The organism is Streptomyces himalayensis subsp. himalayensis, from assembly GCF_013778455.1.
GTDB classification, from domain to species: Bacteria; Actinomycetota; Actinomycetes; order Streptomycetales; family Streptomycetaceae; genus Streptomyces; species Streptomyces himalayensis.
This window is the reverse complement of record NZ_JACEHE010000013.1, coordinates 13,612-33,343: the sequence shown is the minus strand read 5'-3', so window position 1 is coordinate 33,343 and position 19,732 is coordinate 13,612. Positions and strand designations below refer to the sequence as shown.

Annotated in this window: 17 protein-coding genes and 2 pseudogenes; 11 read left to right on the top strand and 8 right to left on the bottom strand. The window is 70.4% G+C overall.

From position 1 onward, the window contains the following. Positions 1 to 337: 337 nt before the first annotated feature. From H1D24_RS21310 to H1D24_RS21295, 4 genes are all read right to left on the bottom strand, one after another. Entirely contained in the window at positions 338 to 2,362 is a 2,025-nt protein-coding gene (locus tag H1D24_RS21310) for a TerD family protein (protein ID WP_181659232.1), read from the bottom strand. A gap of 231 nt (positions 2,363 to 2,593) precedes the next feature. After that, the gene (locus H1D24_RS21305) at positions 2,594 to 3,172 is read right to left on the bottom strand and encodes a TerD family protein (RefSeq protein WP_181659231.1); all 579 of its coding nucleotides are present in this window, start codon (positions 3,170 to 3,172) and stop codon (positions 2,594 to 2,596) included. 160 nt (positions 3,173 to 3,332) lie between these two features. After that, on the bottom strand, positions 3,333 to 5,489 hold the full coding sequence (uvrB, locus tag H1D24_RS21300) for an excinuclease ABC subunit UvrB (RefSeq protein WP_181659230.1): 2,157 nt from the start codon (positions 5,487 to 5,489) through the stop codon (positions 3,333 to 3,335). Between the two features lie 69 nt (positions 5,490 to 5,558). Further along, positions 5,559 to 6,398 carry an MHYT domain-containing protein gene (locus tag H1D24_RS21295; RefSeq protein ID WP_181659229.1) on the bottom strand — a complete coding sequence of 280 codons (840 nt, stop codon included), beginning with the start codon at positions 6,396 to 6,398 and terminating at the stop codon, positions 5,559 to 5,561. 287 nt (positions 6,399 to 6,685) lie between these two features. Between H1D24_RS21295 and H1D24_RS21290 the strand changes: the two genes are divergently transcribed. From H1D24_RS21290 to H1D24_RS21270, 5 genes are all read left to right on the top strand, one after another. After that, on the top strand, positions 6,686 to 7,558 hold the full coding sequence (locus H1D24_RS21290) for a glycerophosphodiester phosphodiesterase (RefSeq protein ID WP_181659228.1): 873 nt from the start codon (positions 6,686 to 6,688) through the stop codon (positions 7,556 to 7,558). A gap of 148 nt (positions 7,559 to 7,706) precedes the next feature. Further along, positions 7,707 to 8,282, top strand: coding sequence for a methylated-DNA--[protein]-cysteine S-methyltransferase (locus tag H1D24_RS21285; protein ID WP_181659227.1), 576 nt, complete (start codon positions 7,707 to 7,709; stop codon positions 8,280 to 8,282). A 165-nt stretch (positions 8,283 to 8,447) separates the two neighbouring features. Then, positions 8,448 to 8,588 (top strand): hypothetical protein, encoded by a 141-nt coding sequence (locus H1D24_RS21280; RefSeq protein WP_181659226.1) that lies wholly within the window; start codon positions 8,448 to 8,450, stop codon positions 8,586 to 8,588. Continuing rightward, a complete protein-coding gene (locus H1D24_RS21275) occupies positions 8,585 to 9,847 on the top strand; it encodes an MFS transporter (RefSeq protein ID WP_181659225.1) in 1,263 nt (420 codons plus the stop codon). The genes H1D24_RS21280 and H1D24_RS21275 overlap by 4 nt, the downstream gene beginning before the upstream one ends. Positions 9,848 to 10,089: 242 nt before the next feature. Then, positions 10,090 to 10,353, top strand: a complete 264-nt coding sequence (locus tag H1D24_RS21270) for a GlsB/YeaQ/YmgE family stress response membrane protein (protein ID WP_181659224.1) — start codon at positions 10,090 to 10,092, stop codon at positions 10,351 to 10,353. 97 nt (positions 10,354 to 10,450) lie between these two features. Here H1D24_RS21270 and H1D24_RS21265 read toward each other — a convergent pair whose 3' ends face one another. Then, positions 10,451 to 10,882 carry a VOC family protein gene (locus H1D24_RS21265; RefSeq protein ID WP_181659223.1) on the bottom strand — a complete coding sequence of 144 codons (432 nt, stop codon included), beginning with the start codon at positions 10,880 to 10,882 and terminating at the stop codon, positions 10,451 to 10,453. A gap of 99 nt (positions 10,883 to 10,981) precedes the next feature. On the opposite strand from H1D24_RS21265, the gene H1D24_RS21260 reads away from it, so the two are divergent. Both H1D24_RS21260 and H1D24_RS21255 read left to right on the top strand, forming a co-directional pair. After that, positions 10,982 to 11,887, top strand: a complete 906-nt coding sequence (locus H1D24_RS21260) for a pseudouridine-5'-phosphate glycosidase (RefSeq protein ID WP_181659222.1) — start codon at positions 10,982 to 10,984, stop codon at positions 11,885 to 11,887. A 122-nt stretch (positions 11,888 to 12,009) separates the two neighbouring features. Further along, positions 12,010 to 12,912 (top strand): annotated as a pseudogene (locus H1D24_RS21255) (carbohydrate kinase family protein); the annotation flags it as partial. A 219-nt stretch (positions 12,913 to 13,131) separates the two neighbouring features. On the opposite strand, the gene H1D24_RS21250 reads toward H1D24_RS21255, so the two are convergent. Continuing rightward, the gene (locus H1D24_RS21250) at positions 13,132 to 13,995 is read right to left on the bottom strand and encodes a methyltransferase domain-containing protein (RefSeq protein ID WP_181659221.1); all 864 of its coding nucleotides are present in this window, start codon (positions 13,993 to 13,995) and stop codon (positions 13,132 to 13,134) included. Between the two features lie 153 nt (positions 13,996 to 14,148). Between H1D24_RS21250 and H1D24_RS21245 the strand changes: the two genes are divergently transcribed. Further along, positions 14,149 to 15,276, top strand: a complete 1,128-nt coding sequence (locus H1D24_RS21245) for a magnesium and cobalt transport protein CorA (RefSeq protein ID WP_181659220.1) — start codon at positions 14,149 to 14,151, stop codon at positions 15,274 to 15,276. A gap of 143 nt (positions 15,277 to 15,419) precedes the next feature. Here the strand turns inward: H1D24_RS21245 and H1D24_RS21240 are convergent, their stop codons facing one another. Further along, entirely contained in the window at positions 15,420 to 16,061 is a 642-nt protein-coding gene (locus tag H1D24_RS21240) for a nucleoside/nucleotide kinase family protein (RefSeq protein WP_181659409.1), read from the bottom strand. Positions 16,062 to 16,166: 105 nt separating this feature from the next. On the opposite strand from H1D24_RS21240, the gene H1D24_RS21235 reads away from it, so the two are divergent. From H1D24_RS21235 to H1D24_RS21225, 3 genes are all read left to right on the top strand, one after another. Then, positions 16,167 to 16,979 carry a DUF2293 domain-containing protein gene (locus H1D24_RS21235; RefSeq protein ID WP_181659219.1) on the top strand — a complete coding sequence of 271 codons (813 nt, stop codon included), beginning with the start codon at positions 16,167 to 16,169 and terminating at the stop codon, positions 16,977 to 16,979. 230 nt (positions 16,980 to 17,209) lie between these two features. Further along, positions 17,210 to 17,692: an anthrone oxygenase family protein gene (locus H1D24_RS21230; protein ID WP_181659218.1), complete on the top strand. Its 483-nt coding sequence runs from the start codon at positions 17,210 to 17,212 to the stop codon at positions 17,690 to 17,692. Positions 17,693 to 17,875: 183 nt separating this feature from the next. Then, a complete protein-coding gene (locus tag H1D24_RS21225; protein ID WP_181659217.1) occupies positions 17,876 to 19,360 on the top strand; it encodes a glutamate synthase subunit beta in 1,485 nt (494 codons plus the stop codon). Positions 19,361 to 19,471: 111 nt separating this feature from the next. Here the strand turns inward: H1D24_RS21225 and H1D24_RS21220 are convergent. After that, positions 19,472 to 19,662: pseudogene (locus H1D24_RS21220) on the bottom strand (SAM-dependent methyltransferase); the annotation flags it as partial. Between the last annotated feature and the right edge of the window lie 70 nt (positions 19,663 to 19,732).

Genomic DNA, 19,732 nt, shown 5'->3' with positions numbered 1-19,732 from the left:
GTACGTAACGTCATTTCTCAGCGCGTCGCTGCCGGAGGTCTCTTCCACCCAGGAGGCATGTGGTCGCGCATGATGCGCGTGCGCCTCGGGCCGGCGCCCCGGGACCTGGCCTGGTCCGTATTGACGGGTACGCCGCAGTAGGAGTACTCCCCTCCGCGAGAGCAACAGTACTTGATTTACCAAGAAAAGGTAAAGGGTGAGGTAAAGCACACACCAAATCTGCAGGTCAGAGGCATGCTTACCGCACTTGGGATACCGGGCCTGCGCAGGCAGGGACGACCGCCGGTGCGGCACGTCGGTCCTCAGCGGGTCCTCAGAAGTGGGCCCTCAGGACCCCTCAGCGGTTCCACGGCCGACGCGCGGCAGCGACCTGGTTCATCACGTCGTGCAGTACCTGACTGCCGGGCGGGACGAGCGGCGGTTCGTACGTCCATGCGTGACCGACCCACGGGTCGGCCAGGTGATCGTCGGGCACCGGCGTCAGGCGCAGCAGCGACCGCCACAGAGGGTCGAGCAACGGTCCGTACGCCGCGGCGTCCTCGCGGTCGGCCACCAGCATCAGATGGACACCGACGTCCGGGCCCTCGTCCGCGAGGTAACGCAGCTGTGTCACGGCGCGGTCGTCGAAGCCGCCCGGGAAGTCGTTGACGATCAGCAGCTGCTGCGCGGTGTCCAGGTCCGGCGGCAGTGCGTCCGTGGCGCCGCTGCGGATCGCCATCTGCACGAGGTCCACACGCTGGGTGAGCTTGGCGAACACACCGGAGACGCCCGCCGCACCAACGGCTGGAGGTCCATCGAGGACACCGGCCGCCACGAGAGGAGCGAGCGGACCGGCACCGGAGCCGGCGGCGTCGATGACGTGCACGGTGAACTCGCCCGCCGGATACGCGGCGATCAGCCGCGCGGCATGGGCGACGGCCGCGTCCATGGCGAGACGGCGCAGCTGCCCGGAGTCGGCGAACGAGGTGGTGGCCGACGAGGACCGGCCGCTGTCGATCCACAGGCCGCGCTCCAGCGGCAGCCGGACGAGCATCGGGATCCGAAGATCGGTGCGCTCGGGCAGATGGAGGTCGCCCAGGCGCAGGGCCATAGGTATCTCCGTCGGCGCACGGTAGGCATGCCAGACCGGGTTGTCCCAGCGGGCGTAGGCGGGGGGCAGGGCCGGCTCGACGACGTCGGCCTCGGCCCGGAGCTGGGCGATGTCCCGGTCGAGTACCTCCCGTGCCTGGTCCACAAGTTGGGCGTGCTTGGCCCGGGCGGCTGCCCGCGCTGCGTCACCGGTGCCGCCGATGCGGCTGCGCGGATCGGAGAGGGCCTTGTCGAGCTCCTGCTCCATGCGGGAGTCGGCGAAGTCGACGGCGCTGCGGTAGGCGGCGGCCGTGCGGGCGAGGTCCTCGAACATGCCCCACACCTGGTTGTAGAGCCGCTCCTCCATGGACCAGCCTGTGGCGTCGCCCGCGACCGGCTGGACGGGCTGCCCGGATCCGGCCGGAGTCGCGGTGGGCGGTGGCGGCGGAGGCGCGGCGGTCTGGCGGCGCGGATGCGTGTAGTTGACGGGCCCGCCGGGAGAGGGCGCACCGCCGCCACCCGGTGCGGGCTGGGCGCCGGAGGCTGCGGATCTCGGATCCATGGGGCTCACCGACCCGGCGGACAGTGCCGCATCGGGAGAGCCCGCGGGAGGCTGAGCCATGCCGGGTCCACCCTGCGCGCCCGATCCTCCTGCTCCAGTCGCCCCAGCGCCAGGCGATGCCGTACGCACCCGGGTCTCGTCCGACGTGCGCGGCGGCGGCGCCGCAACCGAGCGGGCAAGGCCCTGCGTCACCGCATCGTTGATCGCTTGCGCGAGCTGCCCAGCCGCTCCCGTGAGGCCCTGATCGGACAGCAGCTCGGCGAGGCCGCCCGCGTACCCCTGGCCGATGGCGCGCACCTTCCAGGCCCCCTGCCGACGGTAGAGCTCCAGGGCGACCACGGCGGACTCGGCGTCCAGTCCCGTGATGGTGTAGCTGGCGACCTCGCTGCCGTCGAGTCCGGTGACCGCGACGAAGGGAGCGGCGACGGCGCCGAAGCAGACCGGTCCTCCGACACCCACGGGCAGCGCGAGCAGCACACTGACCCGGTGCACCGTCTCCGGCAGCACGCCCAGGTCCACCGCAAGACGATGGTCGGCCGCGGCCTGCTTGGAGACCTCGAGCCCGGGCAGAGTCGGTGATCCGGGATGGACCACCCATTCCGCGCCCTGCACCGTGCCCTGCTCGTCGCTGAGGGTGGCACCCGCCACGACCGGCTTGCCGGCCGATACCCGGATTTCCAGACGGGTCTGGGTGAGGGGGTGGTTCTGCCCCCGGACCAGCTCGGCCGTCATCGCCTTCGTCCCCCTCTTCGAGCAGCCAGGGCTGCTCAAGGCTGCGTACTGTCCATACTGGTGGGCTCGTGGTGTGGGTGCCGCGAGGCCGTCGCGCGCCAGTGCACGGCCGTGCGAACGCGGATGCTCCAGCTCGTGGTGTCCGAGCTGGAGATCCTGCGCCGGTGGGTGCTCACCCTGTGGTGCGCGTGTGCGTGCCCCGGTGCTCGTGCGGGTGGTGCCCGCCGTGGACTACAGGTGCGGCAGGATCGACGGCATCAGGTCCTGGAAGGTACGGCCGTTGGCCGCCGTGCCCAGGGCGGTCATCTGCCATCCCGATCCGGCGCGGTGCACCTTCGCCATGATCTGTGCCGTGTACGCGCCGCCGCCGTCGAGCGTGTAGCGAGCGAGCTCCTGGCCGTTGGTCTCGTCGACCAGGCGACAGAACGCGTTCTGTACCTCCTGGAACGTCTGACCCGTGAACGAGTTCACGGTGAAGACGAGCTGGTCGATGTGGACCGGAAGGCGCTGCAGATCGACGAGGATCGCCTCGTCGTCCCCGCCCTGGCCCACACCGCCGACGAGGTTGTCACCGGTGTGTCGCACGGAGCCGTCGTCGCTGACGAGGTGGCGGAAGAACACGACGTCCACCGGCTGCTTGTCCGCGAACAGCACGGCCGAGGCGTCGAGGTCGATCTCCCGGGTGCGCGTACCGAACAGTCCGCGCCTCGGGGCCGCCTGCCAGCCGAGACCCATACGTACTGCGGTCAGGGTGCCCCCGTCGTTCTTCTGCAGACTGATGGCCTGACCCTTGGTCATGTTGACCGTCACGTGCTGTTCCCCTCTCGAACTCTCCCCTGAACCGCTCTCAGTGCGGTTGCCGAGCACCCTATGCAGGGCCACTGACAGTGCCGCACACGGGGCAGCACTTTGTGTCGGTCTTGCAACACTCCCGGTGGTCACAGTGGGGCCCCCAGGATCGGCGGTCAGGTCAGGCCAGGCCCGCCTCCTTCATCTGCCGCAGCTCCTTCTTCATCTCCGACACCTCGTCACGCAGCCTCGCCGCAATCTCGAACTGCAGATCAGCGGCTGCGGCACGCATCCGCTCGGTCAACTCCTCGATCTGCCCGGAGAGTTCGGCCGCCGGGCGGTCGGTGGGCACGGTCTCCTTCGCCTTGCCCTTGGCGGACTTGGCCGGCTTGGCGCCCTTGCCGGCCGCGGCCGCCGCACCGCCGCGCGAGGGCACCGGCACCTTGCCGCCCTTGCCGTCCTTCGCCTGGCGGTACCCCGTGCCCAGCAGCTGCTCGGTGTCGACCTCCTCGCGCGCGATGGTCGCGACGATGTCGTTGATCTTCTTGCGGAGCGGCTGCGGGTCGATGCCCTTCTCCTTGTTGTACGCGATCTGCTTCTCCCGGCGGCGGTTGGTCTCCTCGATGGCCTTCTCCATCGCCGGGGTGATCTTGTCGGCGTACATATGGACCTCGCCGGAGACATTGCGCGCCGCGCGGCCGATGGTCTGGATCAGCGAGGTCCCCGAGCGCAGGAAGCCCTCCTTGTCGGCGTCGAGGATCGCCACCAGGGAGACCTCGGGGAGGTCGAGGCCCTCACGCAGCAGGTTGATGCCGACCAGCACGTCGAACTCGCCGGACCGCAGTTCGCGAAGGAGCTCGACGCGGCGCAGGGTGTCGACGTCGCTGTGCAGATAGCGGACCTGGATGCCCAGTTCCAGGAAGTAGTCCGTGAGGTCCTCGGCCATCTTCTTGGTGAGCGTGGTGACCAGGATCCGCTCGTCCTTCTCGGTGCGCTTCCTGATCTCGTGCACCAGGTCGTCGATCTGCCCATGCGTGGGCTTGACCACGACCTGAGGGTCGACCAGGCCGGTGGGCCGGATGATCTGCTCGACGTGGCCGTCCGCGCGCGAGAGCTCGTACTGGCCCGGGGTCGCCGAGAGATAGACGGTCTGCCCGATGCGCTCCTGGAACTCCTCCCACTTCAGCGGACGGTTGTCGAGTGCGGACGGCAGGCGGAAACCGTGCTCGACGAGGGTGCGCTTACGGGAGGCGTCCCCCTCGTACATGGCGCCGATCTGCGGGACCGTGACGTGCGACTCGTCGATGACGAGCAGGAAGTCGTCCGGGAAGTAGTCGAGGAGGGTGTTGGGCGGGGAGCCGGGCTCGCGGTCGTCGAAGTGCATCGAGTAGTTCTCGACTCCGGAGCACGAACCGATCTGGCGGAGCATCTCCAGGTCGTAGGTGGTGCGCATGCGCAGCCGCTGAGCCTCCAGGAGCTTGCCCTGCTTCTCCAGCTCGGCGAGGCGTTCCTCGAGTTCCTTCTCGATTCCGTTGACGGCCTTCTCCATGCGCTCCGGGCCCGCCACATAGTGCGACGCCGGGAAGACGTAGAGCTGCTCGTCGTCGCTGATGACCTCGCCGGTCAGCGGATGCAGGGTGGAGAGCGCCTCGATCTCGTCGCCGAACATCTCGATACGGACGGCCAGTTCCTCGTAGACCGGGAAGATCTCGATGGTGTCGCCGCGGACCCGGAAGGTGCCCCGGGCGAACGCCACGTCGTTGCGCGTGTACTGGATGTCGACGAAGCGGCGCAGCAGCTCGTCCCGGTCGAGCTCATCGCCGACCTTGAGCGGCACCATCCGGTCCACGTACTCCTGCGGGGTACCGAGGCCGTAGATGCAGGAGACCGAGGCGACCACGATGACGTCGCGGCGCGTCAGCAGCGAGTTCGTCGCGGAGTGGCGCAGGCGCTCGACCTCCTCGTTGATCGAGGAGTCCTTCTCGATGTAGGTGTCCGACTGCGGGACGTACGCCTCGGGCTGGTAGTAGTCGTAGTACGAGACGAAGTACTCGACGGCGTTGTTGGGCAGCAGCTCGCGGAACTCGTTCGCCAGCTGGGCGGCCAGCGTCTTGTTCGGCGCCATCACGAGTGTGGGGCGCTGGAGCTTCTCGATCATCCACGCGGTGGTCGCGGACTTGCCGGTGCCGGTCGCACCGAGCAGGACGACGTCCTTCTCACCTGCGCTGATGCGCCGCTCCAGCTCGGCGATGGCCGTCGGCTGATCGCCGCTGGGCTGGTAGGGGCTGACGACCTCGAAGGGCGCCACCGTGCGTTCGATCTTGGATACGGGCCGCATGGAATCCACCGTACGACCCCCCACTGACAACGGGGGAGAGTCAGCAGATTTGTGCAGGTCAGGACCTGGTCACCAGCTCTGCGGGGTGCGCGGGCGGCCGGGGCGCGGCGGACGGTGGCCGACGCCCGCAGCCGTGTGGGGTGCGGAGACCGGCGCACCGGTGGCGCCCTGCCAGGCGGGCCTGCCCATCACCAGCAGCGGGTCGAGCATCACGACAGCGCCCGCCACGACGAGGATGACCAGCGGGCCGATCATCATGGGCGCAAGCAGCTCGGCGGGCGAGTGGTCGACCGGAGATCCGGTCGACCCGTGCACCTGGACACGGAGGGCCGCCATACCGGTGTAGTGCATGCCGCTGACGGCGAGGCCCATGACGAGGCTCGCGCCCAGGCTCCACCGGAATCCCCTGACCTGGCCGGCGGCCCACAGGGACGCGGTGGCGGCCGCCATGGCGATCACCACGGATACGGCGACCATGACGGTGTTGTACTCCAGCTCTCCGGGCAGACGCATTCCGGCCATTCCCAGGTAGTGCATCGACGCGACGCCCAGCCCTGTGATGGTGCCCCCGGTGAAGAGGGCCGCGCCCTTCGCGCCCCGGTAGCCGACGATGAAGATCCCGATTCCGACCATGACGACAGCGATGCCCAGGCTCGCGAAGGTCGTGAGCGTGTCGTAGTGGATCGGGATCCCTCTGACGGTGAAGCCCATCATCGCGACGAAGTGCATGGTCCAGATTCCGGCCCCGATCGCCGCCGAGCCCAGGGCGAGCCAGCCGGGCCGCCAGGACCGCGTGCGGAGCGCCCTGGTCGTACACCGCAGACCGAGCGCGCCACCAAGACAGGCCATCAGATAGGCCACCACCGGGGTGACGAGTCCATAGCTGAATCCGTCGACCGTGCCCTGCATGCGCAACCCTTCCGCCCTTTATGCCCTGCGATCTCTGTGCGGCCCCTGCCCCATGGTCGCCTGGGCGGGCGTACTTGAGGCAGAGAGTATGACCCGCCCGGAATGGGCGAGCGATTTTCCTGCAAAGAATTGGTAGCCATCGCGCGCGTGCGGGGCGCACAACCGGCGTCGGGCGCCTTTTTGTTCAACGCCTGGCCATCCTGTACCTGTTTTCCGTTGCTCCTCCGCTGTCACGCTCGAGCAGTCCGTGATCTCAGTCCGTGAACTGACGAATGCGAGGAGTACACGTGTACGCACGCCCTGCCGCAGCAACCGCCGCCGCGCTCCTGGGAGTCAGCGCACTCATCCTCCCCACAGCCTCCGCTCACGCCGCCGAGCACGACGAACCGCTGGTCATAGCCCATCGCGGCGCCTCCGCCTACGCTCCCGAGAACACTCTCGCAGCCGTCGACCGTGCGGCCGACATGGGGTTCCGCTGGGTCGAGAACGACGTCCAGCGCACTAGGGACGGCGAGCTCGTGGTGATCCACGACGACAACCTGAAGCGGACGACGAACGTCGAGGAGGTCTTCCCCGACCGCGCCCCGTGGAAGGTCGCGGACTTCACCGCCGCCGAGATCGCCCGGCTCGACGCGGGCAGCTGGTTCGGCCCCGAGTACGCCGACGCGCGCGTGCCGACGCTCAAGCAGTACATGAACCGGGTCTCGCACAACCACCAGAAGCTCGTTCTGGAGATCAAGAAGCCGGAGCTGTACCCGGGCATCGAGCAGCAGACCCTGCGTGTGCTGCGCAACGAAGGCTGGCTCGACCGTACCCACGTCGGCAGCAAGCTCGTCATCCAGAGCTTCAGCGCGCAGAGCGTCCAGACGGTGCACGCACTGCGGCCCGACATCAAGACCGGCTTCCTCGGCACGCCGGCGGTCGCGGACCTGCCGAAGTACGCCGAGTTCGCCGACCAGATCAACTCCACGCACACCTCGATATCCACCGACTACGTGTCCGCGATCCACGCCCTCGAGGGACCGCACGGCAAGCCGCTGGAGATCTTCACCTGGACCGTCGACAGCGCGGCGAACGCACGGCGAGCCGCGGGCTTCGGTGTGGACGGCATCATCACGAACGCCCCTGACGTCGTCCGCAGGGCTGTGGCCGAGGACTGAGTCCGGCCCTTGCCGACTGCCATCCGGCCGGTCCCGGGGACGGCGATGCGCGGGGTGCGGGCGAGCAATGCCCGTCCGCACCTGTCCGCAGCCCTGGGCCACGATCCGTGCCGGGCCGTTGTCAGTGCCGGGTCGTACGGTGGTCCGCATGAACAGCGATGGGCAGTGCGAGCAGCAAGAGGGGCAGTACGGGCAGCAGGTCGTATGGACCGTCGTCGGCACCGACATCGGGCCGCTGCTGCTGGCCGCGACCGAGGAAGGCCTGGTCAACGTCGTCTTCCACGCCTCGGACGCGGTGCGGGACAAAGCGGTCGAACGGCTCGCCGCGCGCCTCGGCACCGAGCCGGCCGAGGCTCCCGACTCGCCGCTGCTGGCCGAGCCCATACGTCAGCTCGCCGCGTACTTCGCCGGTGCACGGCACCAATTCGACCTTCCGCTGGACTGGACCCTGGCCTCCGGCTTCAACCGCCAGGTCCTGCGCGAACTGGCGGCAGCCGTGCCGTACGGCGCGGTCGTGGGCTATGGCGACCTGGCCGCCCGGGTGGGCCAGCCTGGCGCGGCACAGGCGGTCGGGATGGCCATGGGTGCCAATCCGCTGCCCGTCGTCGTGCCGTGCCACCGGGTGGTGGAGAGCGACGGCGGCATCGGCGGGTTCGGCGGCGGCCTGGAGACCAAGCGGCAGCTCCTCGCCCTGGAGGGAGTGCTGCCCCAGCCGCTGTTCTGAGCCGGATGCGATGCTCCGATCCCGATCCGACGGCTACGGGGGAGGCCTCAGCTCTGCCGTGGACGCCTCAGCCCTGCCGCGCCGGGTCCTGGGGTGGAGTGAGCCCTGAGCGATATGCGCGACATCCGAGGTCCGGATGTCAGTGCGGGCTGACACACTGCGCCGGTGACCTCTTCCTCATCCACCGTGCTCGAGCCGGGTGCCTACGCCCGGCGGCTGCCGATCCGGATGCGGCTGCCGCTGCCCGCCGGACATGTCTCAGCGGCCGCGCTCGGCTCGGCGGCCGACCGGAGGTACCTGCGATGAGCGCCACCGACCGGCGGGACGCCGCCGCGTCCATCGCACCGGACGCGATGGCCGCCCTGCGGCGCCGAATATCCGTCGTGCTGATCGCCAGTCAGATTCTCGGCGGGCTGGGCGTTGCCACCGGCATCGCCCTGGCCGCCGTACTGGCCCAGCAGGTCAGCGGCACCGAGGCGCTGGCCGGGCTCGCGCCCACGGCCACCGTCGCGGGCACGGCGCTGCTGTCGGTGCCGCTGGCCGCGCTGATGACCGCCCGCGGCCGCCGGCCCGGTCTGGTACTGGCTTATGTGATCGGGGCGCTGGGCGCGGGAACCGTCGTCGTGGCCGCGGTCGTGGGGAGCTTTCCGCTCCTCCTGGTGGGCATGGCGGGGTTCGGTGCCGCCTCGTCCGCGAATCTGCAGGCGCGGTTCGCGGCCGCGGATCTGGCGGAGCCCCAGCGGCGGGCCCGGGCCATCGCGAATGTCGTGTGGGCGACGACGATCGGGGCGGTTCTCGGCCCGAATATCGCGGCGCCCGCGGGGGCCAGCGCCTCCGGATTCGGCATACCCCTGGCAGCGGGCCCCTTCCTCTGGGCCGCCGGCGTCTTCCTGGTCGCGGCGGTGCTGGTGCTGGTCCTGCTGCGCCCCGACCCGCTGCTGACCGCCCGCGCCCTCTCCCCCGCCGATGAGCAGTCCCCCGAAGGCCGCTCCATCCGGGCGGGTATCGCCGCGGTCGCCGCCTCGCCGCACGCCCGGCTGGCACTGGCGACGGTCGCCGTCTCACACACCGCCATGGTCGCGATCATGTCGATGACCCCGGTGGACCTGGGCCATCACGGCGCGAGCATCGACCTCATCGGTCTGGTCATCAGTGTCCACATCGCGGGCATGTACGCGTTCTCGCCGGTGATGGGAAGGCTCTCGGACCGGTTCGGCAGGCTCTCCGTGATCGGGCTGTCCGTCGGCCTTCTGGCCTGCGCGGCGCTGGTCGCGGGCACCGCGGGAGGCAGCCATGCTCAGAGCACCGCGGGCCTGTTCCTGCTGGGGCTCGGCTGGTCGGCAGGCCTGGTCTCCGGTTCCGCGCTGCTCACCGACTCCGTCCCGGGGCCGGCGCGGGCCGCTGCGCAGGGCGTTTCGGACCTGACGATGAACACGGCGGCGGGCCTCGGGGGCGCGGCAGCCGGTCTCGTGGTCGCGCAGGCAAGCTACGGCTGGCTCAACCTGATCGCCGCCGGCCTCCTGCTGCCGCTCGCCGCGCTCGCCCTGTTCACCCGCGCTCGCTGAGCTGTCGAAGGCGCACAACACTGAACAACCGCGGAGCTCGATTCACCGCCGTATCGTGCAGCGCGCCGGCTGCAGTACCGGGAAACGCTGTCGTGCTCCCGCACACCCGGACTGGAACCCGCTCCAGGGGGAAGGCAGTTGATGAACGCACCGGGCCCGGGAAGGCGCGGCGGGAGCAGGACGTGAGTCTGATGCCGCCCGCTGGCCGAATGCAGCCGGATTGCAGAGGGAGTCGTGGGGACATGGAGATCTCCGGCATCATCAGCGCGATAGTGATCGGCATCGTCATCGGCGCTCTCGGGCGCCTCGTGCTGCCCGGCCGGCAGCGGATCGGCATCCTGTTGACGATCCTGGTGGGCATCGTGGCCGCGCTTCTCGGCTCGGCCATCGCGGCCGGGTTCGGAGTGGCCGACACCGATGGTGTCGACTGGGCCGAGTGGCTGATTCAGATCGGCCTGGCGGCGCTGGGGGTCGCGATGCTCGACCGCGGACGCGTTCGCCGCTGACACCCTGCGGTGGCCCAAGGCGGCCGCCGGCCCAACGGCACGACGGCCTGGCGGCACGACGGCCCCGCGGCACGATGGTTCCGGCCGCGCCCCTGCGTCATGCCGAGTCGTAGTGCCGGGCCTCGAAGATGTTGCCGTCCGGGTCACGGAAGTAGAAACTGCGCCGGGCGTTTCCGCGGGCGCCGAACGCGTCGTGGGAGAACTCCGACACGGAAGTGCCGCGCTCCTCCAGCCGGGCGTGCAGGGCGTCGAAGTCGTCTCCAGGCAGGGAGATACAGACGTGGTTCACCGGGTGCCCGGCGCTGTCAGCCGCGCCCGGAACTGCGTTCATCCGCTCGGCAAGAGACAGTGGAGCCAGGTCGAAGATGGTCTCCTCGTTGAGCCTGACGGACGGGAAGGAGACCTTTCCCTCGGCGAATTCCGGAAGTCGCACCGGTGTCAGGCCCACCACCTTCTCGTAGAACTCCGCCGAGGCGAGGGGATCGCTCACCCACAGGACGACATGGTCGAGGCGCGAGGTGTCTGTCATGCCCCCAGGCTGCTGCGGTCTCCTCCGCCGCACAAGGGTTTGACCGGGCGCCGCGGCCGCCAGGGATGAGGGGGAGTCCGACAGGCAGGAGGCAGGCGCGTGCTGGTGGTGTCCGAGGAAGTACGGGAGGCGGTCGCGGCACGGCGGCCGGTCGTGGCGCTGGAGTCCACGATCATCGCGCACGGGCTGCCCCGCCCGCGCAATCTGCAGGTGGCGCTGGAGCTCGAGGCGGTCGTGCGTACGGAGGGCGCTGTTCCCGCGACGATCGCGGTGCTGGACGGGCGGCCCCATGTGGGCCTGGACAAAGAACAGCTGGAGCGGATCGCGAACGAGCGCGGCATCCGCAAACTGGGACACCGGGATCTCGCCCTCGCGGTCGCCGCTGGGGCGAGCGGGGCGACGACCGTGTCGGCGACGGCGCTGCTCGCCGCGCGGGCGGGAGTACGGGTGTTCGCGACGGGCGGCCTCGGCGGGGTGCACCGTCAGTGGACGGTGACCCAGGACGAATCGGCCGACCTGGGGCTGCTGGCGCGTACCCGTATCACGGTGGTGTGCGCGGGCGTGAAGTCGATCCTGGACGTGGCAGCGACGCTCCAGCGCCTGGAGACCCTGGGTGTGGCGGTGGCGGGGTACGGCACGGCGCGCTTCCCCGGCTTCTATCTGTCCGACTCGGGGCATCCGGTCGAGTGGACGCTGAACTCGCCCGCCGAGGTCGCGGACGTGATGCGCGCGCAGGACGCGCTCGGCGGCCCAGAGTCGGCCCTGATCGTCGCCAACCCCGTGCCCGAGACCGAACAACTCGATCCCGCGCTGCACGCGCGCGTGCTCGCCGACGCGTTGCGGGCCTGCGACGAGCAGCACGTCACGGGACAGGCGGTCACGCCGTTCCTGCTGGACTATCTGGTGCGGCACACCGACGGTGCCTCGCTGCGCGCCAACCTGTCGGCGGTGCGCGGCAACGTACGGCTGGCGGCACGCATCGCGGCGGCCTGGTCCCCCGCGTGACGGCAACCGATCACAACGCGGCCGGCGTGACGGCCGCAGGCACCGATGCGCCGGGGGTGTCGAGAGCGCCGAGTGCGCTGGAAACGCAGGGTGCGCCGGTGGTGCCGGAGAATCCGAGCGCGCTGGGGAAGCAGAGTGCGCCGGGTGCGCTGCTGGTGGTCGGCGACGTCATCACGGACGTCGTGGCCCGGCACCACGCGCCGCTCGCCCCCGGCACGGACACGGCGGCGACGATCCGGACGCTGCCGGGCGGCGCGGGCGCCAATGTCGCCTGCTGGGCGGCCCGCTGGGGCTGCGCGGACGTACGGCTGCTGGGACGGGTCGGTGCCGAATCCGCGGCGTGGCACGAGCGGGCCCTGACGGCCTCGGGGGTGCGTCCCCGCCTCGTCGTGGATCCGGAGGCGCCCACGGGAACGGTGATCTGTCTGGTCGACGCGGGCGCATCTGCGGAGCGCACCTTCCTCACGGACAGCGGGGCGTCCCTACGGCTCTCGCCTGCCGACTGGTCACCGTCGCTGCTGGACGGCGTCGCGCGGCTGCATCTGTCGGGCTACCTGTGCTTCTCCAGGCCGAGCCGGGCCCTGGTGAAGGCCGCTGTGTCGTCGGCACGCGCGCGTGGGGTGCCGGTGAGCATGGACCCAGCCTCGGCCGGCTTTCTCCGCGAGCTGGGAGTGGACCGGTTTCTGGAACTGGCCCAGGGCATCGACGTACTGCTGCCCAGCGGGGACGAGGCGCGGTGGCTCACCGGCGTGCCGGACGACGTGGACGCGGCAGCCGAGTTGAGCCGTCATTTCTCTCTCGTCGTGGTCAAGCGGGGCGCCGAGGGCGCAGTGGTGGCGCGCGCGGGAGCGGTACGGGCCCGGATTCCCGCGGTGCCCGCCACCGCACGGGATACGACGGGCGCCGGCGACGCCTTCACCGGTGCGTTCCTCGCTGCCCTGCTCAAGGGCGCGGAGGCAGAGACGGCGGCCATCGAGGGATGCCGCGCGGGGGCACGGTCGGTGCAGCAGGTGGACGCCAGGCCGGACGAGTCGGCGCTGCAGGGACCCGCTCCGGATGACTCGGCGCTGCAGGGACCCGCTCCGGATGACTCGGCGCTGCAGGGACCGGTTCCGGAGGGTACGGCTCCGGAGCGTCCCGCTCCGGAAGCATCGACTCAGGAGGGATGGGCTCAGGAGGGATCGGTTTTGGGGCAGGGGTTGTCGGCGCACGGGCGGTAGGCGCACCGCCCGGCGCCTGTTTTCTCATGCCTTTCGTGCCTTACGTCCCCAGGCGGAGATCATCGGCGCGGTCGCGAGGTCCATCTCGCCGGCGGCCACATTCATGAGGTGTCGGTCGATCTCCTCGTCGGTGGCACGTCCGGCGGAGACAAGATGGGCGCGCACTTCCTGGACGGTCGCGGTCTCCAGCTCGGCGCAAGCCGGCGAGGCGAGCGGGAAGTGGACGTCCGCCTCCACCTGGCGCAGCCCGGCCTCGCGCATCAGCCGGGGCAGCCTTCGGCCGTACGAGAGGTCGGCGCCGCGCTCGGCGAGCAGCGCACGGAATGCCTGGCGCAGCCGGTTCGCCAGCTCCTGGGCGGGCCCGTGCTCGTCGGGACAGAGGAGGGGTTGCAAGGCCGGGTCGGTGTCCTCGACGAGCAGGTGTCCGCCGGGCCGCAGGGCCTTGACCATGGACTGCAGCGCCCGTGCGTGGTCCGGCACATGAACCAGGACGTGCCGGGCGTGCACGAGGTCGAAGCTCTCGTCGGGCGGCGGCTCCGCGCCCACGTCGTGGCGCCGCACCTCGACAGGTGGGCGGGCCGCCGATGCCACCCGGGAGATGTCGGTGTCGGTCACGAGGACCCTCCCGGTGGGCCCGACCTTCTTGACGAGCCACGTGACCACGGAGTTGCCGTAGGCCCCGACCTCCCAACAACGCCCGCCCGGACCGATGCCGAGCTTTTCGATGTGCCGGAACGTCGTGGGGTCGAACAGGGCGGCGAGGGCGTCGAATCGCCGCCCGGCCTCGGTCTTCGTCGGCGTCGGCGCCTGCGTCGGGGGCTGCCTCTGCGTCTGTGTCTCTGTCGGTGCCCGCCTGCCGTCGACGAAATGTCCGTCAGTTTGCGTCATGCGCTGATCATTACAGTCTGCCTGGTTCGCCCCATGCAGTTGACAGTCACGTTCCGAAGCGGATCATTCCGTTCCCACAGCCCAATCACCGAGTGTGGTGCATCCTGGCAGACTGGCTCGTCAAGTCATCGGGTCCAGCGCAAGGAGCTCCGCATGTCGATGGCAGGCAACCTGCGGAAGGTGGGCAGTCTCCGCACAGTGGGCGGCCTCCGGAAGGTGGCGCGCCTGGCGCGGCGACGCCCGCGTGTCGATCTGAGTCACCCCGCCCGCTCCCCCCTGGGCTCCGCGGTGGTGAACTGCGTGACGTACCGGGACGGCACCCGCCAGCCCGGAGGCCGCGACTTGGTCGAGGCGGTCGAGCTCGTCCGCAAGGCCGACGACGGCTTTGTGTGGCTGGGTCTGCACGAGCCCACTGAGCGGGAGTTCGCGGGGATAGCGGAGCTGTTCGACCTGCACCCGCTGGCGGTGGAGGACGCCGTCCACGCCCATCAGCGCCCGAAGGTGGAGCGATACGGCGAAACGCTCTTCGCCGTGTTCAAGACCGTCTGCTACGTCGATCACGCCGAACTGACCGCGACCAGCGAGGTGGTGGACACCGGCGAGATCATGGTCTTCGTCGGCCGGGACTTCGTCATCACGGTCCGTCACGGCAGGCACGGCTCGCTGGGACCGGTGCGCGAGGGCTTGGAGGCGGCACCGGAGCAGCTTGCCAAGGGCCCGGCGGCGGTGCTGCACGCGATCGCCGACCATGTGGTGGACGACTACCTGGCCTGCACGGACGCGGTGCAGGCCGACATCGACCAGGTCGAGACTGATGTGTTCGCCGAGACCGGGGCGCGTGCTGATCCCGGGCGCATCTATCAGCTCAAGCGTGAACTGCTCGAGCTGAAGCGGGCCGTGGTTCCCCTCAGCCGGCCGGTGCAGGTACTCGCCACGGAGCCCATACGGGTGGTGGACCCGGAGATACAGGCTTATTTCCGGGATGTCTCCGACCACCTGCTGCGGGCGGCGGAGCAGATAGCCGCCTTCGACGAACTGCTGAACTCGATCCTTCAGGCCCACCTCGCGCAGGTGACGGTGGCTCAGAACGAGGACATGCGGAAGATCACGGCCTGGGCGGCGATGATCGCGGTGCCGACGATGGTCTGCGGGGTGTACGGCATGAATTTCGACCACATGCCCGAACTCCACTGGCGGTTCGGTTACCCGCTCGTCGTGACGGTGACCGCCGCGGCCTGTCTCGTCCTGTACCGCGCGTTCCGGCGGAGCGGCTGGCTGTGAAGGCGGAGGGTCGGCACGGAGTCGAGTGACGGCGGACGGTCGGCAGGACCCGACTGACGGGGAACGGTCCGCAATCACCCCGTGGGCATGCCTTCAGGAGCGTTGAGCAGTATTCAGGAGTGTTGAGCAGTAGGGGGCTGCTCTCAGCCGTTCCAAGCCGGATGTCGTGGGTCGTCCGCTCGTACGAGGACGTCGGCCGCCGCGCCCGGGTCCACCTCGGACTCGTACCTCTCGAAGGCCGGCAGCATCCAGTGCTCGTTCTCGGGCGTGCGCCGCCGGAGCGCGCCCGCCGACAGCCGCAAATGAACGGTCAGATCGAAAGGGAACCAGCGACCCAGGAGGAGGGGGCCGTGCAGCAACAGGATGCCACCTGGCGGGAGTTTCACGTAGGGGCTGCGTGTCGCCCGGTCGGCGACCGCGTCCCACAGATCGGGCAGCACACGACCGGTGCCGCCGGGGTCGAGAGGCCCGAAGACCTCCCGCCACAGCGCGCCCGTGTCGAACCATCCGCCGTAGTAGGCGTCCACGTCCTCGCGCCCGTACTCGAACCGCAGCGACGCGGGCCGCAGAAACCCTTCGGTGCCGACGACGAGCGCGGCCCGGCCCCGGGCGCGCAGGACGTCGGCGACCTGCTGGGCAAGGTCGCCGGGACGGGCGGCCGGGGCTCCGTCGAAGGCGACCCGCGGCCAGGAGCTCCCGTCGTGGGGCTTCAGGTCGAGCAGCCAGTCGGCAAGCGAGTCGCCGAGCCGTTCCCAGGTGATCGCTTCGAGTCGCACACGCTCCATCATGCCGCGCCTCCGTCGGCGGCCCGTCGGGCACTCGGACCTCCGCCGCCCGACCACGGCAGGTCCACGGTAGGCAGTGAGAACCGCAAGGGGAATGAAGCGCGTATGGCGACCTCCCCCACTCTCCAGGGCCCCGGTGGGCCTCTCGTCTTCCAGTCCGTGAAGCGGCGGCGGCACTGTGCGGAGTGCCGTGGCGGACCGCTGTCGCTTCTCGTGCTCGAGGGCGGCGTGCCCCGGTGCCTCGACTGTGCGGACCTCGGCCATCTGGTGTTCCTCGCGCGCGGTGACACCGCGCTGACGCGTCGGGCTCGTGAGGGCAGCACGCTGTACGCGGTCGTCGTCCGCTTCAACCGACGGCAGGGGCGGTACGAGCGGCAGGGCCTCCTGGTCGAGGAAGACGCGCTCGCGCGGGCAGAGGAGCGCTGTCTGGCGGATGCGGAGGTCCGGGCGCGGCGTCGGGCGCGTGACGCGAAACGGCGGGAGGCGGAGGACGTGCGCTTCACCGCGGCGTTCGCGGAGGAGATACGCCGGCTCTTCCCCGGTTGCCCGCCCGACCGGGCACGGGCGATCGCCGCTCACGCATCGGTGCGGGGCAGCGGCCGAGTCGGTCGCAGTGCGGCGGGCCGAGCACTGTCCGAGGCCGCGGTGACGGCGGCGGTAGCGGCAGCGGTACGGCACACGGACACGCCGTACGACGGCCTGCTGATGACGGGCGTGCCGCGGCAGGAGGCACGTCGCAGGATCGGACCGGCGGTGGAGGCGACGCTTCGGGCGTGGCGTGCGGGTACGGCTACGGACACTGGCACGGGCATAGGCGCGGGCATAGGCGCGCGCATGGGCACGGACATGGGCATGGGCATGGTTACGGGCACGGCTACCGGCATGGCCGGAGATACGGGGAGCGAAGCCGCCGTGTAAGGACGTATGGCCGTAAGGCCGTGTAAGGGAGCGCCGAATGCGGTTGACCTGCGAGTGCGGCGGTGGACCCGACGGCCGCCTCCCTCTGCCCTGGTCTGTGACGGACCCCGTATGGAATTTCAACTTGTGGTGACGGGGGTCGCGGTACAGGATCTTTCGCGGCTCACCGGCAGTACCTCCACCCGACGCCGGGATGCACCCCAACAACCCTGAAGGATATGGGAGTCGACATGATCCAGGGACCGTACTTCGTGCTCACTCTGCTGGGGGCGCTCGCCTGCGGACTGGTGGCCGGAGTCTTCGTCGCCTTCTCCACCTTCGTGATGAAGGGGCTCGCCGCGCTCCCTCCCGCTCAGGGCATCGCCGCGATGAAGGCGATCAACGTGACGGCGGTCCGCCCGGCCTTCATGGTGCTGTTCATAGGTGCGGCCGGGCTGTGCGCCGTGCTGGCCGTGGTCACCGTCGTACTGTGGCCGGACGAGGGCACGGTCGAGCTGCTGCTGGGTTGCGCGCTGTATCTCGCCGGTACCTTCGGGGTGACGATCGCGGCAAACGTCCCGCGCAACGATGCGCTCGCCAAGCTTGATCCGGAGGCGGCGGAGAGCGCCGACTACTGGCGGACGTATGTGGCCGAGTGGACCATGTGGAACCACATACGCAGTGTCGCGTCGCTCGCCGCGAGCGCCTCGTTCGTCCTGGCCCTCACCGTCTGACGAGGCTGACGAGCCGCGCGGCACACCGGGCACCACCGCAGGACGCACACCGCGGACGACGCCGCGACGCACACCGGGCACCACCGCACGACGCACACCGCGGACGACGCCGCGACGTACGGCGGCCGCGCGACGTATGGTGGCGGGAAGACGCTGTCCCCCCGGTAGGCAAGGGAGACGGCCATGGCCGATCCCAAAGGTTTCCTCACGACCTCCCGCCAGGAATGGCCGCGGCGCCCGGTCGAGGAGCGCGTCCGGGACTGGGACGAGGTCTACGTCCCCGGCGCCCTGCTCCCGATCATCAGCCTGCAGGCCAACCGCTGCATGGACTGCGGCATACCGTTCTGCCATGACGCCTGCCCGCTGGGCAATCTGATCCCGGAGTGGAACGACCTGGTCTCGCGCGAGGACTGGCGGGCGGCGAGCGAGCGGCTGCACGCCACGAACAACTTCCCGGAGTTCACCGGGCGGCTCTGCCCCGCCCCCTGCGAGGCGGGTTGTGTACTGGCGATCAACCAGCCTGCGGTCACGATCAAGAACGTCGAGGCGGCCATAGCGGACCGTGCCTGGGAGGACGGGCTCACACCGCCGCGGCCCCCGGACAGGCTGTCGGGCCGGACGGTCGCGGTCATCGGTTCCGGCCCTGCCGGGCTCGCCGCGGCGCAGCAGCTGACGCGCGTGGGGCACACCGTCGCGGTGTACGAGCGGGACGACCGTATCGGGGGGCTGATGCGGTACGGCATCCCCTCGTTCAAGATGGAGAAGCACCACCTGGAGCGGCGGCTCGGCCAGATGGAGGCGGAGGGCACCAAGTTCCGGGCGGGCACGGCGGTCGGGCGGGACATCGGGGCGGATGAGCTGCGGGCGAAGTACGACGCGGTGGTGCTTGCCGTCGGTGCCACGGCGTGGCGCGAACTGCCGGTTTCCGGGCGGGAGTTGACCGGCATACACCAGGCCATGGAGTATCTGCCGCTGGCCAACCGGGTGTGCGAGGGCGATCTCGACGTCTCGCCGCTGTCCGCCAGGGGCAAGCACGTTGTGATCGTCGGCGGCGGCGACACCGGGGCGGACTGCCTGGGCACGGCGGTACGCGACGGCGCGGCGTCCGTGACCCAGCTGGACATCTATCCGCAGCCGGCGACCGAGCGGACGGAGACGGACCCCTGGCCGACGTACCCGAAGATCTACCGGCTGTCTGCCGCGCATGAGGAGGCGAGGGACCTGGCCACCGCGCCGGCAGCGGATGCGGACGCACGCCTCTTCGCGGCATCCACGCTCCGTTTCACGGGAGACGCGGCCGGGCATGTACGAGCCCTGCACCTCGTCGAGGTGGACGCGGCGCGCCGCCCCAAGCCCGGCACGGAGCGTACGCTCCCGGCCGACCTGGTCCTTCTCGCGCTCGGCTTCTCGGGGCCCGACCGCGGGGACGGGCTCATCGATCAGCTGGGGCTGGCCCTCGACGAGCGCGGCACGATCACGCGGGACGCGGGCTTCGCGACGAACGTCCCGGGTGTCTTCGCCGCAGGGGACGCGGCCCGCGGCCAGTCACTCATCGTCTGGGCGATCGCCGAGGGCCGCGCGGTGGCGGCGGCCGTGGACCGCCATCTGACGGGCTCGGAACGCCTCCCGTCCCCGATAGGTCCGTACGACCGCCCGCTCACGGCTTGACGCCCGCCCCGCCTCACCTCGCCTCCGTGGGGCACGGCGACTCTAGGAGCAGCGACCGGGGGCACGGCGGCTGCCTGCGGCACGCACGCAGCCCCGCGCACGCCACCCAGACAGGAACTGGCGTACTCCCTGCAGGGCGAGCCAGTGCAGGCGCGCTGCATGAACGACCGGTTGACGCGCGCAATGACCGGCACTCGCGGCTCCAGAGCCACGAGCTGCTCGGCCATCTCCACGTCGACGGGCTAGTTGTCCTTGCCGCCCAGGAACCAGTCGTACATGCGCGCCGGATGTGGCTTGCTCATGTCGATCTGCGGGTCTTTCCGGGGGCCGTGGCTTCCCCCGCGGCAGCAGTTCCTTGCCCGGCCACGGCAT

Coding starts and splice junctions, on each gene's coding strand:
- H1D24_RS21245 (WP_181659220.1), top strand. CDS start 14,149: ATGTCGATGGCAGGCAACCTGCGGAAGGTGGGCAGTCTCCGCACAGTG.
- H1D24_RS21285 (WP_181659227.1), top strand. CDS start 7,707: ATGAACAGCGATGGGCAGTGCGAGCAGCAAGAGGGGCAGTACGGGCAG.
- H1D24_RS21310 (WP_181659232.1), bottom strand. CDS start 2,362: ATGACGGCCGAGCTGGTCCGGGGGCAGAACCACCCCCTCACCCAGACC.
- H1D24_RS21275 (WP_181659225.1), top strand. CDS start 8,585: ATGAGCGCCACCGACCGGCGGGACGCCGCCGCGTCCATCGCACCGGAC.
- H1D24_RS21270 (WP_181659224.1), top strand. CDS start 10,090: ATGGAGATCTCCGGCATCATCAGCGCGATAGTGATCGGCATCGTCATC.
- H1D24_RS21250 (WP_181659221.1), bottom strand. CDS start 13,995: ATGACGCAAACTGACGGACATTTCGTCGACGGCAGGCGGGCACCGACA.
- H1D24_RS21295 (WP_181659229.1), bottom strand. CDS start 6,398: ATGCAGGGCACGGTCGACGGATTCAGCTATGGACTCGTCACCCCGGTG.
- H1D24_RS21240 (WP_181659409.1), bottom strand. CDS start 16,061: ATGGAGCGTGTGCGACTCGAAGCGATCACCTGGGAACGGCTCGGCGAC.
- H1D24_RS21265 (WP_181659223.1), bottom strand. CDS start 10,882: ATGACAGACACCTCGCGCCTCGACCATGTCGTCCTGTGGGTGAGCGAT.
- uvrB (WP_181659230.1), bottom strand. CDS start 5,489: ATGCGGCCCGTATCCAAGATCGAACGCACGGTGGCGCCCTTCGAGGTC.
- H1D24_RS21225 (WP_181659217.1), top strand. CDS start 17,876: ATGGCCGATCCCAAAGGTTTCCTCACGACCTCCCGCCAGGAATGGCCG.
- H1D24_RS21230 (WP_181659218.1), top strand. CDS start 17,210: ATGATCCAGGGACCGTACTTCGTGCTCACTCTGCTGGGGGCGCTCGCC.
- H1D24_RS21235 (WP_181659219.1), top strand. CDS start 16,167: ATGGCGACCTCCCCCACTCTCCAGGGCCCCGGTGGGCCTCTCGTCTTC.